The sequence below is a fragment of the Fischerella sp. JS2 genome, assembly GCF_032393985.1.
Lineage (GTDB): Bacteria > Cyanobacteriota > Cyanobacteriia > Cyanobacteriales > Nostocaceae > Fischerella.
In genome coordinates this window covers 4,436,776-4,450,769 of sequence record NZ_CP135918.1, presented here as the reverse complement: position 1 = coordinate 4,450,769, position 13,994 = coordinate 4,436,776, and the positions used below count along the sequence as shown (strand labels likewise).

Below are 13,994 nucleotides of genomic sequence, written 5' to 3'. Positions count from 1 at the left end.
GCCCATTTGGGTTTAAGATCCCCACGCCTCTCTTCGATTTGGTGGTATTCAATTAAAGGGAGTCCCAATCCTCCTTTAATTGCCTTCTGCCCTCTGCCTTTTTCAAGTTGATTCGTTCCAGCGTTGCCACATTTGGCTATAAACTTCTTGAATGACAGTGTGTGCAGCATAAGGCTTGGCTGCCTGTACACAAGACTCAGTTGGATAATTCTCTGAATGCAGCAGTACCTTTTTTAAAGCATCTGCTATACCCTTGGGAGTGGGTTCTTCACAAACAACTCCAGTATTAGCAGCAAGAATTTTTGGGGTTTCACCGCATCTAGTCGTAACCACAGGTGTTCCACAAGCAAGTGCCTCAAGCACCACTAAAGGTAAACCTTCGTAGGCACTGCTGAGAACAAAAACATTGCTGATACGATGCAACTGTGCCATTTCTGTTTGACCCACTGCGCCAAGCATGGTTACTTGCCCAGATAAGCTTAATCGCTCAATTTCCGCACGCACAATATTTTTTAACTCCCCATCACCTGCTAAGAGTAAATGAACATTGGCAATGTTCAACGTCGCAAATGCACGTACCAACAAAATCGGGTTTTTCTGTGGGTGTAATCTGCCAGCGAATAGCACAAAACGTGTATCCTCAGCTAACCCTAAATTAGATGCTAGTTTGCATCTTGATGCTTCTCGTTCTTCCATACTCAATGGACAAAAAATTTCATTGTCAAATGAATTTTTGATGTAAGTTACACGTTCTGCTATTTTTGGGTAACGCTGTCGGTACAGTTCTACTGCATCAGTGTTACATGACAAAATGTGGTGGAACTGTCCAAGTAAAAATTTTTCTAAGGCAAAATAAGCTGCGGGAAATTTTCGCCACAGTATCGCCTTCTTGTTACCCGCAGCCTGCATTTGTGCCTGAATATCATTATGGACAAACAGAGTTTTCTCCCCACACCAATTCAGGGCTGCTAAGGTTGGTTCCAATCTGTGAAAATGCATGAAGTCTGAAGCAAAGCAATGCCTTAAAAGGGCGCTTGTATACTTCAATGTGGTAGGTATAAAACTTCTGACATTGTCATTTTGTAATGTAAATAAAGGCAGAAAACTAATTACCCTACCAGCTAATTCTGCTTCTTGCCATTTACCTACAGGTTGGTTACTACTGCATCCTGTTCCTACCAGGCGCACCTCAAATTCACTGGGAGCGTACTTGATAAAATTTTTGACCAGTGTCTGAATTCCACCAATAGTGGTATTCCAAGGATTGAATTGATAAAAGATTGTCAGAACAGGTTTACGCATGAGATGCACCCTGCACAATAATTGTGCAATTAATTAGGTGTTGTTAGTTCAACAAACTCTCAAGAAATATTGGTTACTTCCATCAGTTCTGTATTTTTTCAAATGTAAAAACATTGATGATTTTTGAATTCCTCCGATGGTAGTATTACGTGTTAAGGATATATTTTGAAACTTTGAAAAAATATCTACGCTTAGCCACAAAAGTAGATTGCTCCCGCGTATACACTGAGCAAGCTTTCTACTTTCCAAAACACGCAAAATAATTTTATGCTTTTTTCATCAATGCTTCATTGCGTCTTTAAATAAAAATGTAGTCTTTCTGAAGTTGAATGACACTTAGATCAAGAAAGCTTTACACAATCTTTATATTAGCTTGAAAGTTAGATGATAATCAGTATTATTTTTTACCATATTTTTGTTGCTTGTGATGCATTTAATCGAATAACTATATCTTTTATGAATTTTTCATTAAGTTTGTGATTTAAAAAACTTTATAATGATTTGACATTTCAGATATTGATTTATAGAAGTTTCCTAGTTAGTTTTTGAAAAAACGACCTACTGCTCGAAGAGCCTTCTGTTATTAGTGTGCTTGTTGCCTTTAATAGCGATTTTTATATAGATATTAATACTCACAAGTAATGTCAATTTAATTTATATGCAACTATAAGCTTTGAAAGCATGAAAAATAAAGATAATAGTAATTTTTTGCTAATATTTTGCATAAATCATCAAAAGATGTTTAATAAATCTTATTTTGGAAATTCTTGAATAATTTAGAAGTTTACTACATTAGGCTTTACCTAAAACTGAAGTAAGCTCAAGTGTAAAGTGAGCAGTTACAAGCGATCGCTTATCCTAGCCAATTGATGTTTGCGAGTAAACACTGGCAATTTGACAAACTTAAAAATCGCATCGATCAAGAACTTACTTCCTGGATAGAAGATACTCAAAATACTATCGCCAAATTGCAGGGAAAAGTTAGCTATCAGTTTTTCCCATTACCAATTACCCATTACCGACCTCAACGAATACTATAAGTGTTCAAGCGGACATGATATGACTTCATCTTTGCCAAATCTTTATTGTTTTGTCATCACTGGCACTAGCAATTATCCTACTGTTTGGACTAAAAGCAATGGAATTCACACCATTTGTATGTCCGGTGAGGGTTTGGATTAGTTGCCAATTTTCTCCATTCCAAAGCTTAATTGTATTGTCATAACTACCACTGGCTAGAATGTGACCGTCCCAGCTAAAAATTACTGAATGCACTCGACTGTGATGATCTGTGAGGGTGTGGAGGAGTTCGCCTGTTTCTAGGTTCGAGAGTTTAACTGTGCAATCTTGACTACCACTGTGGCCAGGATTTTACCATTAGGACTGATGGCGAGCGCCCAAATCCAATCTGCATGGCCAAGAAAACTTTGCAACAGTTCCTCGGTGTCCCAAAGACATAACTTAATAGTATGGTCTAAACTGTCACTAGCGATCACCTGACTATTTGAAGTGATTGCTAGAGAATAAACCCCCCATGAGTGTTGAGATAGAGTACCTGTTTGTCTCCCGTTGCCAGATTCCATAGCTTGATTGTATGATCCCGACTACCACTGATGAGAGTCTGATCATCTGGAGTGATTACTAAGGAACATATTGAGTCTAAGTATACAGAGAACCAACCACCAAGGTTGCGAACTTGTTTTCCAGTGTATAAATTCCAAATTTTGATGGTTTTATCAGCGCTACCACTCACAAGAGTAAGCCGTGTCCACAAAAGTGAACAATTTCGGGTTGTTCTTCTGCAATTGCTTGACGAATATCTTGAGGACGTACAGCAGTTCTCACACGAATTTCAAATAAATCCCGATTAAACACTCGTCGAATAGCTTCCTCAATTTCTCTAATCTCTTTATCTAAGCGCAATCCGTTTGTTGTTAAAGTTCATGCAAGCCCCGACATCGCAAACGTGGTGAGCAGCTTTATTGTGCTGCGATCGCAACGCTTGGAATTTTGTTAAACAGGTTCTATGATAGGGCAATTGCCATCTAACACTAAAAGCTGTAGCCTTTACTAAAAAAGGGTTTGTGGTTTTCAATCAATTTCATTCATGCGTATTGGGGTTAAACCTCTGTGTTACTCTGCGCGAACCTCTGCGCTCCTTTGCGTTTCAAAATAAAATCAAACATTCCTACAATCAAATTAAAAAAGGGCTTTCAAGCCCAGAAGTTTAAAGTATTTCTCAAAGGCGGCACCCGGATTTGAACCGGGGAATGGAGGTTTTGCAGACCTCTGCCTTACCACTTGGCTATGCCGCCACACTTACAGGTTTTTATCATATCAAAGTTTGATGTGGAATTGCACCCCCAAAACTACAAATTTTGGCAATGAGTTTCTAGTGTTGGAGTAGGGTGAGTAGAAATATCTAAATTTAGTGCGATCGCGATGATAATATTTCTGCTCTCGCTCAATAACCACTACCTAACGTGGCATTTGCCTGTGAGAAAGGAAATTCCCACCATACCGCTTGGCGGTTGGTGGTGGGTACTTTACACTTTCACTTCATCTGCGAAACTCTGCCAACGAACAAAATGAAATGGCCCAGCAACAGATCCCCAGACATGTTCATCAGTTTCTGGATCACGTCCCCGATCCAGGCTAATAAAATTTTCTTCGTTAATTTCAAACTCACTATCAAGGTAGGTTTTGTAACCTTTACGAAAGACAATACACGCTTTTCCTGGCTCTACCTTACCTTTGAAGCCATTACCAGTCCACTCTACAATCATGTTGCAGCCTGGTAATTTTTCCAAATCGTCAGCGTTTAGCATTTTCAGACGTTCGACGTTACGAGATGCACCGTAGAATCTTTGTTCTTCTTTAACAGTGTAGTTTTCGATAATGATGTGCTTGTCTGTTGTTAGTAACTTTAATACCCGCATACGATAGGGATCATTGAGCATGTAATCATAAGCTTGCTCCACAAAAAAACTTACCCCCGATAGCAATTCCAAGGGAAGGGGACGCATACACACACGGATATGGGCATAAAAAGGTGGGTTTTCAAAAGCTTGTTCTTGATTGCTAAAGTCTGCTGCCATCAGGCGGGCTAAGGTAGCAATATCTGTGGAGCTAGTCATTACAAAAAATACACCAGTTGTTTAAAAATTATCTGCAAGTATTGTAAATCTTGTGAGGGTGTTGATACAAATTGAAGTCAATTAGTAAAATCGTATCTGTGCTATACAGGACATAAATGCTGGTGCTGTAGCTGCATTTCGAGCAGCAGTAGGTAGCCTGATCACCCACAATGATTGGTTATGCAGCTTTCACTTCAATGTGAACAACATTGTAAAGATGGAACTCATTTCGAGCTAAACCTTCCCAGTAAGGCTTATCCGGGTTGAACCCAGGTTGCTTGAGGATTGCCTCAAATGCTTCTTTACTTTCCCACTGTCCGTAATTAAACATTCGTGTTCCGTTAAGACTACGATGAAAGGTTGCTAAGATTAGTCCTGGTGACTCGATCGCACGATCAATTTCAGCAGTAGCGCGTTTTACCATTTCCGGCTGATTGGCAGGTATCATTCTAAACTCGGCAAGATGGGTAATGCGATCGCCTACTGCAATTTCAACTTCTGTCGTAAATGGTCTGCTGACAACAACTTCCAACAGCAGAGAGTCTGGTGGAAAAAATTCACTTAATACAATAGGACGAGATAAGCTGCGATGATCAAACTTAGGATTCCACTGGCTATAAGTAAAAACTCGTACCCCATCCAAACTCCGATGCACACTAGCTGACAGAAAAAAAAGGATTGGCAACCCAAGATTTAATCTGTTCCTGAACAATCGCCTCTATCAAAGCTGATTGATGACGTTCTGCAACGGTATACAGGTCTAATCCGACGATAGCTGTGTTAGTTCGATCAATCTGTACCATAATCACTCCTCCAAATACTGTCGGCTTATGCAGTTTGATTTGATGTTAAATGCCAACCGATAACCTTTCAACTACACACCTTGCGCTTGCCTTGATTTATCCCTCTTGTTAGAAATTCAATTCCTTCGAAACGACATTTGCGATGCATTTTTCAAGATTATTCTGGGAGAGTCAATAAATCCTGGTAAATTCTGCAAGTGCTTTTGAAAGAAGGCAAGTACAAGCTGTTCAATTTCCATTTGAAAAACCTGCTCATTTGGGTATGGCTGGTTCGCTAAGCAAAACCCATGATTGCCTTCCCTGACACGTACAAATGTTACATTCCCACCTACTGCTTTGAGCGCTTGGTACAAAAGTTCCGCTTGTCCAATTGGAACTAACTCATCGCATTCACCGTGGATAATCAAAAAGGGCGGTGGCGTAGGTTTGATGTAAGTTATAGGATTAGCTTGATTTACCACCTCCTGTTTTTCGTGGATAGAACCACCTACCAGTCTTGCTTCTGGTGAATCTGGTGCATCATGCCATCCACCCATTTGGAGCAAATCAGTTGGTCCACCCATTGTCACCACCGCCTGAACGTGGCTGGGATATTCGGAGTATCCGCCTTTACCCTCTAGTGTCAATATATTATCGCTTGTCCCTAGTAACGCCGCTAGATGTCCACCAGCAGAAAAACCCCAAGCACCAATTCGCTGTGGATTGAGTTGATATTGTTTAGCATGGGCACGCAACCAGCGCACAGCAGCTTTCGCGTCTTCAATTTGAGCAGGAAAGATAGCTTGATGGCTTAAGCGGTAATTGATACTGACAGTAAAGAAGCCATGCGTTGCTAAAAATTCTAACGCCTTAAGAGTAAAGCATTTATCACCCGACATCCAGCCGCCACCGTGCAAATACACAACCGCAGGTATTGGAGAAATTGGAGTTGGCAATGGATAGAGAATGTCGAGAAAAAGCGGAGTGCCGCAAGCATCACCATATTGCACATCAGGAATCAGTTGGAATGAAGGGGTTATGTCCTCTTTTGCTGTTTTGTCAGTCATTGGAATTGTCACTTTTGTGAGGGATCTACAAAAAATAAAAAAACAGCCTTCCTTAAATATATTTTGGCCAAACCCAAGGATGAAAGGCGCAAAAGCTCTTAAGGCAGGCTTCGACTTAAGGGCTTTTTATTACTTGTAAAGTAAAGGAAGGCGGCTGGGATCTGTCCGCCTTATTCGGGGGAGAGCGATCGCAACTGACGCATCAATGTATAACCATCCTCACCAAGCATCTCACAAAATTCTTGATACAAATCTTCCACGCGCTTGTGCTACAACTCTTGAAACCCCAAGTTAGCACTGACTCCCCTTGTCTTCCTTGTCTTCCTTGTCGCCAACTGATCAGACTTATAGTCAAATGGTATTAGACAGCTGTTGCGGTAAACACTACTTCATACAGCGACATTTGAAATTCGTTATTTGCGAGTAATCTCATTTGCATAAGCGGTTCAGCCATCGGAGGATTAGCATTCATTTTGGCGTACTCTTGTTGAGAACTCCACAACCCATAATTGATGGCACGCGCGCCATCAAGCGATCGATGAAAGTGAGTTGTCATTAATCCAGATTGTCCTGATATTTGCTGGATGGCTTTTGCGGTGAACTCCAAAAAGCGAGGTTGATGAGCAGGATCTTTTAATTTAAAGATGCCGAAATTGATCAATTGACCTTTACCAGCAGTGATTTGCATCTGACTATCAGCAGGTTCGCTCATGAAAATTTCGTAGAGATGGGAATCTGGAGCCAAGAAACCTGTAATTTGTGTTACTAGAGCAATATCTCGATTGTTGATATATGCATCGTAATCCGCTTGCTGCTGCCATTGGACATAATTAATTACACGCAAGCCATCAAAACTACGATGAATTACACTAGCAGTATATCCAGGCTGTTTTTTCAAAATGTTTTCGGTGTATGCTATTAAACTATCGATCAACAACCACTGTTGATCGGGCTGGGTAACAAAAATATCTAGTTCTGCCAGAACCTGGTTATTCTTAAAAATGCTGAGCATCAAAGTTATCCTCTTGTGTTGATTGGGTATGTTAAGTCAGAACAATCAAAGCGAAATACTCAACCAACGATATAAAGCTGTTGTACTCAGGTATATCGATTTTTTGCGTTTTTAGCAGATTCTTGCTATTTCCTCAAGAATTGTTTTGGTGTCACTCCGGTGAGACGCTTAAAGTGTCTACCAAATTGACTTTGGTTTGCAAAACCTACCTGTAAGGCAACATTCGCAATACTCTGCTGATTTTGCACGAGTAATTCCTGAGCTAGTTCGATGCGACATTTAATCAAGTACTGGTAGGGAGAATAGCCTGTAGATTGTTTGAACAGCCGCGCAAAGTAATACTGGCTCATACCTAATTCAGTGGCGATCGCTTCTAATGATAAGTTTTCTGCTAAATGGGCTTGAATATAGTCAGTTGCCAGTTGTAGTTTATAGCTAGGCAATCCACCAGAGATATCTGGAATTCTTTGCTGTCGTGTCGAGTAGCGTCGTAAGATATGAACTGCTAAGGCATTTACCATTGACTCAGCATAAAGGCGATCGCTCAACCCATCCATTTCTAATTGTGTTTTGAGTTCCAAACCGATTTGTTGAATCAAGGAGTCACGAATCTTCAACTGTGGCACAATTTGTACACGCTCCCCATCAACCGATTCATGCACAGCACTAGTAAATAACTTCGGCTCTAGACGAAGTAACAAAAATTCTGCATCTGTATCCCAAGACAGTTGACGATGAAGATAGGGAGGCGAAATCATAATGTCGCCTTCAACAATACAATCATTACTAGGTTGCCCGTCTACCTTTCTTTCTAGCTGAATAGGTTGGCCAAGATGAATGCTAAGTAGATAATTAGGCAGACAACACTGGGATGTTCCATTTGCAGGTTGATGATGTTTTTCAAGGCGTAATATATCTGAAATGACGTTTTGACTCCATAAAATTGGCGATCGCGGCACAACCTGTATGACAGCATTTTTTCTGCTAGAATCTTGGCTCATGTCCTAACTTCTCGTACTTTTGTCATTAGACACTGATACAAATTTTTCAAGCTGTGCCAACTTGGCGCAGGAACTCGATCTTTAGCTCTAGCTTCTCTCCTAACCACAAAGAATGATCTGTATGATCTTTTACATCATCTCCGGTTTCAGGATGGACAAGAATATCCAACCCCTCACGATTGAGCATTAACCAAGGAACAACTTTGCTAAACTGCTCTGGAGAGAATGCAACCTGATACATCGATTTTGGGTGTGGCCCGATAGGCTTTTCATGCCAACGTCCTAACCGTACATCAAAAGCACTTAGTCCTTCGCGTACACGTGTCGCTGCTTCACGAGTTGGATTATCGAAGTAAATGTGAGCGTGAAAACCAGTGATGTTAACAGTATTTTCTTGCATTACTCTTAGCTCTACTTATATAAATTTTGGCTTTTACAACTATTATCGTTTAACACTACAGTAGAATTTAACTAAATTTTTAATAAATTGGGTGTAGATTATTTTTACAGTAATTGCAAAAAACTTTTGTAGTAGGTCTGCTCAATCAGACAAAGGCTTCATATAAAAGTTAAATACATGCCCAAATTTATGCTTATCTGATTTATCAGGTACTGAGTATTGTACAGTAGATAAAGGGCTAAAAAAGTAAGGTTTAAACTGTTGTAAGGTTTGACATTCTTTAATTACAGCAAAAGGTTTTGCTTCAGGAATATCGTTCCATCCGAATACTAAAATTCCTCCTGATCGTAAGCATTGAAAACATTGCTGAAAAGAAGTTTCTGTATCTTCCCTGCTATTGATGCCCCATCCAAAAACTCCGTTATAAATTATCACATCAAAGTAATCGTTAGTAAAATAATTACTGAGGTTCAAAAGTGAATCAACAATATGTCTTTGAGAACCGTATTTTTTTCTACTTTCATCAATTTCTAGAGTCCAGTATTCTTTGTTTTTGAAGTAGTTATTGTAAGGTTTAGTAAACCAATCACAACCAACAAAAAGAATTTTATAAAATTCATTGCGTTCCAGCAAATATGGGATAATAATATCTTCTAGTACATAGCGATCAGGTGTATTGAGATGTAAACTAAATCCCCGGATTCGACTAATTGAAAACTTGGCAAGAAAACCCTGAATTCTATCAACTACAGGTTTTGGAAGGATTTTTTTAATAATTTTTTTTACTTGTAGAATTAACACCATGACCATACACTCACTGGTTCAACAACAGTGATCTCTATGAAAACTAGATACTAAAAATACTACTGTATGATTAATAACTGGATATTAAGAGTTTATTAACAAAGTTAATTTAATTTATTAAAAAAGGATGCTGTCATTCATGAAGGCAGAAGAAAGAAGGCAGAGGTGATAAGAGAAGCCATGCTTTTAAGCATGGGATTGAAGTAAGGACACTTTATACCTTCACTCTGGGAGTCTCGGTATAATTCTCTTTATATGAGTCGGCTTTAAACCCACAACTTCAGTTATCCTTTATACCTTTGAATACCTTCTACCTTTTGCCCTCTGGCTTTTTTTTGTAAATGGAAACTAGTCCTCGGTCATTTGTCATAACTTATTGACAAAAATATATACAAATCTTTTTAAAGAGTAAGTAAGCTTGATTACAAGTAATGATGTCAATGTTCCTTAACTAACTTTGATCAGAACATCTGTTTGAGACCTTGAGTTATCTTTCATTCATTCCTAGAATTAGTAAACTGGAATACAATTCAAAACTGCATTTTATTGTATTTGCTATCTTCAGGGGGAAAAAATCATGAGCCGTCCAATTATTCTTGGTATTGTTGGTGACAGTGCTGCTGGTAAAACTACGTTGACAAGAGGGATTGCTCAAGTACTCGGCCCAGAAAATGTCACAATCATCTGTACAGATGATTACCATAAGTACGATCGCAAGCAACGTGCAGAAATTGGCATTACGGCTCTCCATCCCGACTGCAACTATCTAGATATCATGCAGCAGCACCTATCGCTGTTACGGACTGGGCAACCCATTCTTAAGCCAGTTTACAGCCATAAAACTGGTACTTTTGAAGCTCCAGTGTATATTAAACCCAATAAATTTGTAATTATCGAAGGATTACTCGGCTATTCTACCCGTGCTGCTCGCGATTGCTATGATGTGAAAGTTTACCTTGCACCCCCTGAATCACTACGCGCCAATTGGAAAGTCAAGCGAGATACCCAAAAGCGCGGTTATACAGAAGAACAAGTGTTGGCAGAACTAGAGAAACGAGAACCTGACTCAGAACTGTTTATCCGTCCGCAACGGCAATGGTCAGATATAGTAGTGAGTTTTTATCCACCTAGCGATGATGTTAATAACACCAATGGATATTTAAACGTGCGTTTGGTACTGCGTCCAACAATTCCTCATCCAGACTTTACCAAAATTCTTGATTTTTGTGATAATACTGTGTCTGCCATCCGTTTAGGACTAGACCGCGACATGGGTAAACCAGTTGATGTGCTAGAAGTAGACGGTCATGCAAATCTAGAACAAGTCAACAAACTCGAACATTTGATTTGTTCAGACATGCCTTATTTAAAGAACGTATGTAATCGCGAAGTTAATCCAGAGTTAGGCAAAGTAGCTGGTACTACTGGCGAAACAATCCAGAGTTACCCCCTAGCTATTACTCAGCTTCTCACTACCTACCACATACTAAAAGCAACACAGATTTATCAATAACTTGGTTGTTGGTTGTCAATCAGTTAACAGTGGACAGTGTAGACGCGCTCATAGGCTTCCCGTAGGGTACAGTTATCACCTTAGGAATTACCTGATAACTGATAACTGATAACTGATTGATGGTTGGTTGAGTGTCAATCCAAAATCCAAAATCTAAAAACTAAAATCAGATGACTTGTGCCAAACAACCAACTTTAACTTTAGACACCAAAATTTTGAAAATTTTATCAAAAAGACATAGATTTTGAGAGCTTACAGGGGATAACTAGAGTATATGTACTCCTTTGTTGTTATTTCCTTAAGCTATGACCTATTGCCTAAGAATTGCTGATATGCCAGAGACTGAGCGTCCACGAGAACGCTTGTTAACTCATGGTGCAAAAGTTCTATCTACAGCTGAATTAATAGCAATTCTGCTTGGCACTGGTCAAGGTCCAGGAAAACTTTCTGCGGTGGGTTTGGGACAATATATCTTACATGAATTGAGTAAATGCGATCGCGAACCTTTAGCAGTTCTACGAGATATTAGTGCTGCTGAACTCATGCAAATACCTGGTATTGGCCCAGCCAAAGCAACAACAATTTTAGCAGCCATTGAATTGGGTAAACGCGCCTTTCAATCGCGCCCTGCAGATCGTACAGTTATAGACAGTCCAGCAGCAGCAGCTGCTGCTCTCAGTCAGGACTTGATGTGGCAAAACCAAGAACGTTTTGCAGTTCTGTTATTAGATATCAAAAATCGTTTACTAGGAACGCAAGTCATTACTATAGGCACTGCTACCGAAACCCTTGCATCTCCCCGTGAGATTTTTCGAGAAGTGATTCGCCAAGGTGCAACACGGTTAATAGTTGCCCATAACCACCCTTCTGGTAACATTGAACCCAGTGGCGAAGATATCGAACTCACTCGCCAGTTACTAGCAGGAGCTAAATTTTTAGGTATTCCCTTGCTTGATCATTTAATTTTGGGAAATGGCAATCATCAGAGTTTGCGGGAAATTACAACTTTGTGGGAAGAGTGTCCCCAAGGAGATTAGACTTTTTGCACAAATATCTTTTGCCCCACCCTAACCTTCCCCGTTTGCGGAGAGAGAACAAGTGGTCTATGTCATTAGTTCTGAGGGGTTGCGAGGGGCCAGATCCCCAACTTTTAAAAAAAGTCGGGGATCTCACAGTCTATCAAAATCAATGTGGTTGAGAACTAAATTCAAATACTGAGTCAACGTAAATGCATCAACTCCTAATTCTGTGCGTTCTTGGGCTGCTAAAATTCCAGCTTGAGCGTGCCACCAAGCAGCAGCTGCTACCATATCTTCGGCAGGTATTTGATGGGTAACAGCCTGAGCAATTAATCCACCTATTAATCCAGTTAACACGTCACCACTACCACCCCGCGCCAAAGCAGGAGTACTTTCAGGAACAATCCACACTCTACCTTGGGGATTAGCGATCGCTGTTCTTGCTCCTTTCAACAATACTACTGCCCCGCTTTGTACTGCTGCTTCTCGCACTGCTTCGATTCTATTGTGTTTGGCATCTGGTAAATCAGGAAATAAGCGTTGGAATTCGCCTGCATGGGGTGTAAGTACTGTTAATGCTTGTCGTATTCCTCCGTTAGTAAGGGACACCCCCCCTTTCGTCCCCCCCTTAGTAAGGGGGGGATTAGGGGGGGTTGCTATTTCCGCCAAAATATTTAAACCATCAGCATCAAGAACTAAAGGGTTTGTGCTTTTTAACACCTGTTGAATAATTGGGCTAGCATCTTTGGTTAAACCGGGGCCACAGGCGATCGCATCAAAGGAATTTAAGTCTGTGTTTTCGGGTAATTGTAATTGAGCGATCGCACCTGTTTGTGTCTCTGGACATCCGACAATCAGCGCTTCTGGCAAATGACTCACCAAGATTGGTTTGAGAGATTCTGGCACAGCGATCGACAGCATACCAACTCCACTTGCCCTTGCTCCCAATCCAGTCAAAATTGCGCCTCCAGCATAGCGACGCGAACCGCAAATTAGCAGTAAATGGCCTTCTTTGTACTTATGGGTGACAGCAGGACGCGATAGAGGCAGAGTTGAAAACACACTATTTTTAGTGACACGTTTAATCCTGGGTGTCTGTTCTAATACTGCTTCCACATCCGCCAAAGGAATATCAAAATCTATTAACTCTGCTTTGCCCACATATTCTAAAGCCTGGTCTTGTAATAAACCTAATTTCCACAAACCCAAACAAAAAGTGTGGCTAGCACGGATAGCAGTTCCTAAAACTTCGCCAGTATCTGTATGCAAGCCAGACGGCATATCGATACTAATAATTGGTACAGACTTGTCATTTAACTGATTAATCGCACTAGCAACAGGATCTTTGAGTTCTCTTTCTAACCCAAATCCAAACAGCCCATCAACCAACAAATCACACTCCGGCAACTCCTCAATTGATTGATAACAGGGAATACCCAGACTCTGAGCATACTGTAAATGCTGTGCAGTTAATTCTTTGAGTTTGCCAAAAGGACTGTATATATAGACACTGTACTCGCGAAAGTGCAATTCACGGGCAACTACCAAAGCATCCCCACCATTATGACCGGGGCCGACGAGAATTCCGACTTTGTGTGGACGCACAGACACAGAGAAATTTTCTGTCTCCGCGTCTTCAGAAAGATAAAGCACCTGAATACGACGGGCAATCAGTCCTGCGACCTTTTCCATCAAAGCCGCTACAGGCATACCTGCTGCAAAGATACGCGCTTCAATCTCGCGCATCTGTTGTGCTGTCACTACAACTTGCGAAATTTGGATTCTTTGTTGGTTGTTGGGTGTTGGGTGTTGGGTGTTCATGGTTGATAGCTAGTCTTCTTATAACCATTAACCACTGTACAGCCACACAGTTGTACGCCCCTACGGATGTATTTGTATCATCGAAAAAGGGGAATGGGACGAGAAGTTTCTTGTTTGGGATGAGAAGTTTCTTGTT

General features: G+C 40.6%; 16 protein-coding genes and 1 tRNA gene. 2 read left to right on the top strand and 15 right to left on the bottom strand.

Going from position 1 to position 13,994, the window contains the following annotated elements:
- Window positions 1–102 precede the first annotated feature (102 nt).
- The 14 genes from RS893_RS18865 to RS893_RS18800 all read right to left on the bottom strand — a co-directional run bounded on the left by RS893_RS18865 (window position 103) and on the right by RS893_RS18800 (window position 9,505).
- Complete coding sequence (locus tag RS893_RS18865; RefSeq protein ID WP_315786833.1) at window positions 103–1,302, bottom strand: glycosyltransferase; 1,200 nt, start codon at window positions 1,300–1,302, stop codon at window positions 103–105.
- A gap of 1,065 nt (window positions 1,303–2,367) precedes the next feature.
- Window positions 2,368–2,577, bottom strand: a complete 210-nt coding sequence (locus RS893_RS30530; protein WP_425475829.1) for a WD40 repeat domain-containing protein — start codon at window positions 2,575–2,577, stop codon at window positions 2,368–2,370.
- A gap of 44 nt (window positions 2,578–2,621) precedes the next feature.
- Complete coding sequence (locus RS893_RS18850; RefSeq protein ID WP_315786831.1) at window positions 2,622–2,885, bottom strand: hypothetical protein; 264 nt, start codon at window positions 2,883–2,885, stop codon at window positions 2,622–2,624.
- Window positions 2,819–3,055, bottom strand: a complete 237-nt coding sequence (locus tag RS893_RS30335; RefSeq protein WP_396336464.1) for a WD40 repeat domain-containing protein — start codon at window positions 3,053–3,055, stop codon at window positions 2,819–2,821. The genes RS893_RS18850 and RS893_RS30335 overlap by 67 nt, the downstream gene beginning before the upstream one ends.
- On the bottom strand, window positions 3,052–3,225 hold the full coding sequence (locus tag RS893_RS18845) for a hypothetical protein (protein ID WP_315786828.1): 174 nt from the start codon (window positions 3,223–3,225) through the stop codon (window positions 3,052–3,054). The genes RS893_RS30335 and RS893_RS18845 overlap by 4 nt, the downstream gene beginning before the upstream one ends.
- A 320-nt stretch (window positions 3,226–3,545) precedes the next feature.
- A tRNA-Cys gene (locus RS893_RS18840) sits at window positions 3,546–3,617 on the bottom strand.
- A gap of 231 nt (window positions 3,618–3,848) precedes the next feature.
- Window positions 3,849–4,439, bottom strand: a complete 591-nt coding sequence (locus tag RS893_RS18835) for a chromophore lyase CpcT/CpeT (protein WP_315786826.1) — start codon at window positions 4,437–4,439, stop codon at window positions 3,849–3,851.
- Between the two features lie 178 nt (window positions 4,440–4,617).
- A complete protein-coding gene (locus RS893_RS18830; RefSeq protein WP_315786823.1) occupies window positions 4,618–5,094 on the bottom strand; it encodes an antibiotic biosynthesis monooxygenase family protein in 477 nt (158 codons plus the stop codon).
- 1 nt (window position 5,095) lies between these two features.
- On the bottom strand, window positions 5,096–5,242 hold the full coding sequence (locus RS893_RS18825; protein WP_315786820.1) for a hypothetical protein: 147 nt from the start codon (window positions 5,240–5,242) through the stop codon (window positions 5,096–5,098).
- Between the two features lie 116 nt (window positions 5,243–5,358).
- Window positions 5,359–6,288 (bottom strand): alpha/beta hydrolase, encoded by a 930-nt coding sequence (locus RS893_RS18820; protein WP_315786817.1) that lies wholly within the window; start codon window positions 6,286–6,288, stop codon window positions 5,359–5,361.
- Between the two features lie 361 nt (window positions 6,289–6,649).
- On the bottom strand, window positions 6,650–7,300 hold the full coding sequence (locus RS893_RS18815; RefSeq protein ID WP_315786816.1) for a hypothetical protein: 651 nt from the start codon (window positions 7,298–7,300) through the stop codon (window positions 6,650–6,652).
- A 125-nt stretch (window positions 7,301–7,425) separates the two neighbouring features.
- Window positions 7,426–8,301, bottom strand: a complete 876-nt coding sequence (locus tag RS893_RS18810) for an AraC family transcriptional regulator (RefSeq protein WP_315786813.1) — start codon at window positions 8,299–8,301, stop codon at window positions 7,426–7,428.
- A gap of 46 nt (window positions 8,302–8,347) precedes the next feature.
- The gene (locus RS893_RS18805; protein ID WP_315786811.1) at window positions 8,348–8,701 is read right to left on the bottom strand and encodes a DOPA 4,5-dioxygenase family protein; all 354 of its coding nucleotides are present in this window, start codon (window positions 8,699–8,701) and stop codon (window positions 8,348–8,350) included.
- A gap of 141 nt (window positions 8,702–8,842) precedes the next feature.
- Window positions 8,843–9,505 carry a class I SAM-dependent methyltransferase gene (locus tag RS893_RS18800; protein ID WP_315786808.1) on the bottom strand — a complete coding sequence of 221 codons (663 nt, stop codon included), beginning with the start codon at window positions 9,503–9,505 and terminating at the stop codon, window positions 8,843–8,845.
- A 577-nt stretch (window positions 9,506–10,082) separates the two neighbouring features.
- Between RS893_RS18800 and RS893_RS18795 the strand changes: the two genes are divergently transcribed.
- On the top strand, window positions 10,083–11,018 hold the full coding sequence (locus RS893_RS18795) for a phosphoribulokinase (protein ID WP_315786805.1): 936 nt from the start codon (window positions 10,083–10,085) through the stop codon (window positions 11,016–11,018).
- Window positions 11,019–11,323: 305 nt separating this feature from the next.
- Window positions 11,324–12,055, top strand: a complete 732-nt coding sequence (gene radC, locus RS893_RS18790) for a RadC family protein (protein WP_315786803.1) — start codon at window positions 11,324–11,326, stop codon at window positions 12,053–12,055.
- 132 nt (window positions 12,056–12,187) lie between these two features.
- Here radC and RS893_RS18785 read toward each other — a convergent pair whose 3' ends face one another.
- The gene (locus RS893_RS18785; RefSeq protein WP_315786800.1) at window positions 12,188–13,858 is read right to left on the bottom strand and encodes an NAD(P)H-hydrate dehydratase; all 1,671 of its coding nucleotides are present in this window, start codon (window positions 13,856–13,858) and stop codon (window positions 12,188–12,190) included.
- Between the last annotated feature and the right edge of the window lie 136 nt (window positions 13,859–13,994).

Excerpts from the sequence above, each read along its gene's own strand:
- RS893_RS18865 (WP_315786833.1), bottom strand. The coding sequence starts at position 1,302 with ATGCGTAAACCTGTTCTGACAATCTTTTATCAATTCAATCCTTGGAAT.
- RS893_RS18850 (WP_315786831.1), bottom strand. The coding sequence starts at position 2,885 with ATGGAATCTGGCAACGGGAGACAAACAGGTACTCTATCTCAACACTCA.
- RS893_RS18835 (WP_315786826.1), bottom strand. The coding sequence starts at position 4,439 with ATGACTAGCTCCACAGATATTGCTACCTTAGCCCGCCTGATGGCAGCA.
- RS893_RS18825 (WP_315786820.1), bottom strand. The coding sequence starts at position 5,242 with ATGGTACAGATTGATCGAACTAACACAGCTATCGTCGGATTAGACCTG.
- RS893_RS18820 (WP_315786817.1), bottom strand. The coding sequence starts at position 6,288 with ATGACTGACAAAACAGCAAAAGAGGACATAACCCCTTCATTCCAACTG.
- RS893_RS18815 (WP_315786816.1), bottom strand. The coding sequence starts at position 7,300 with ATGCTCAGCATTTTTAAGAATAACCAGGTTCTGGCAGAACTAGATATT.
- RS893_RS18810 (WP_315786813.1), bottom strand. The coding sequence starts at position 8,301 with ATGAGCCAAGATTCTAGCAGAAAAAATGCTGTCATACAGGTTGTGCCG.
- RS893_RS18805 (WP_315786811.1), bottom strand. The coding sequence starts at position 8,701 with ATGCAAGAAAATACTGTTAACATCACTGGTTTTCACGCTCACATTTAC.
- RS893_RS18800 (WP_315786808.1), bottom strand. The coding sequence starts at position 9,505 with ATGGTGTTAATTCTACAAGTAAAAAAAATTATTAAAAAAATCCTTCCA.
- RS893_RS18795 (WP_315786805.1), top strand. The coding sequence starts at position 10,083 with ATGAGCCGTCCAATTATTCTTGGTATTGTTGGTGACAGTGCTGCTGGT.
- radC (WP_315786803.1), top strand. The coding sequence starts at position 11,324 with ATGACCTATTGCCTAAGAATTGCTGATATGCCAGAGACTGAGCGTCCA.
- RS893_RS18785 (WP_315786800.1), bottom strand. The coding sequence starts at position 13,858 with ATGAACACCCAACACCCAACACCCAACAACCAACAAAGAATCCAAATT.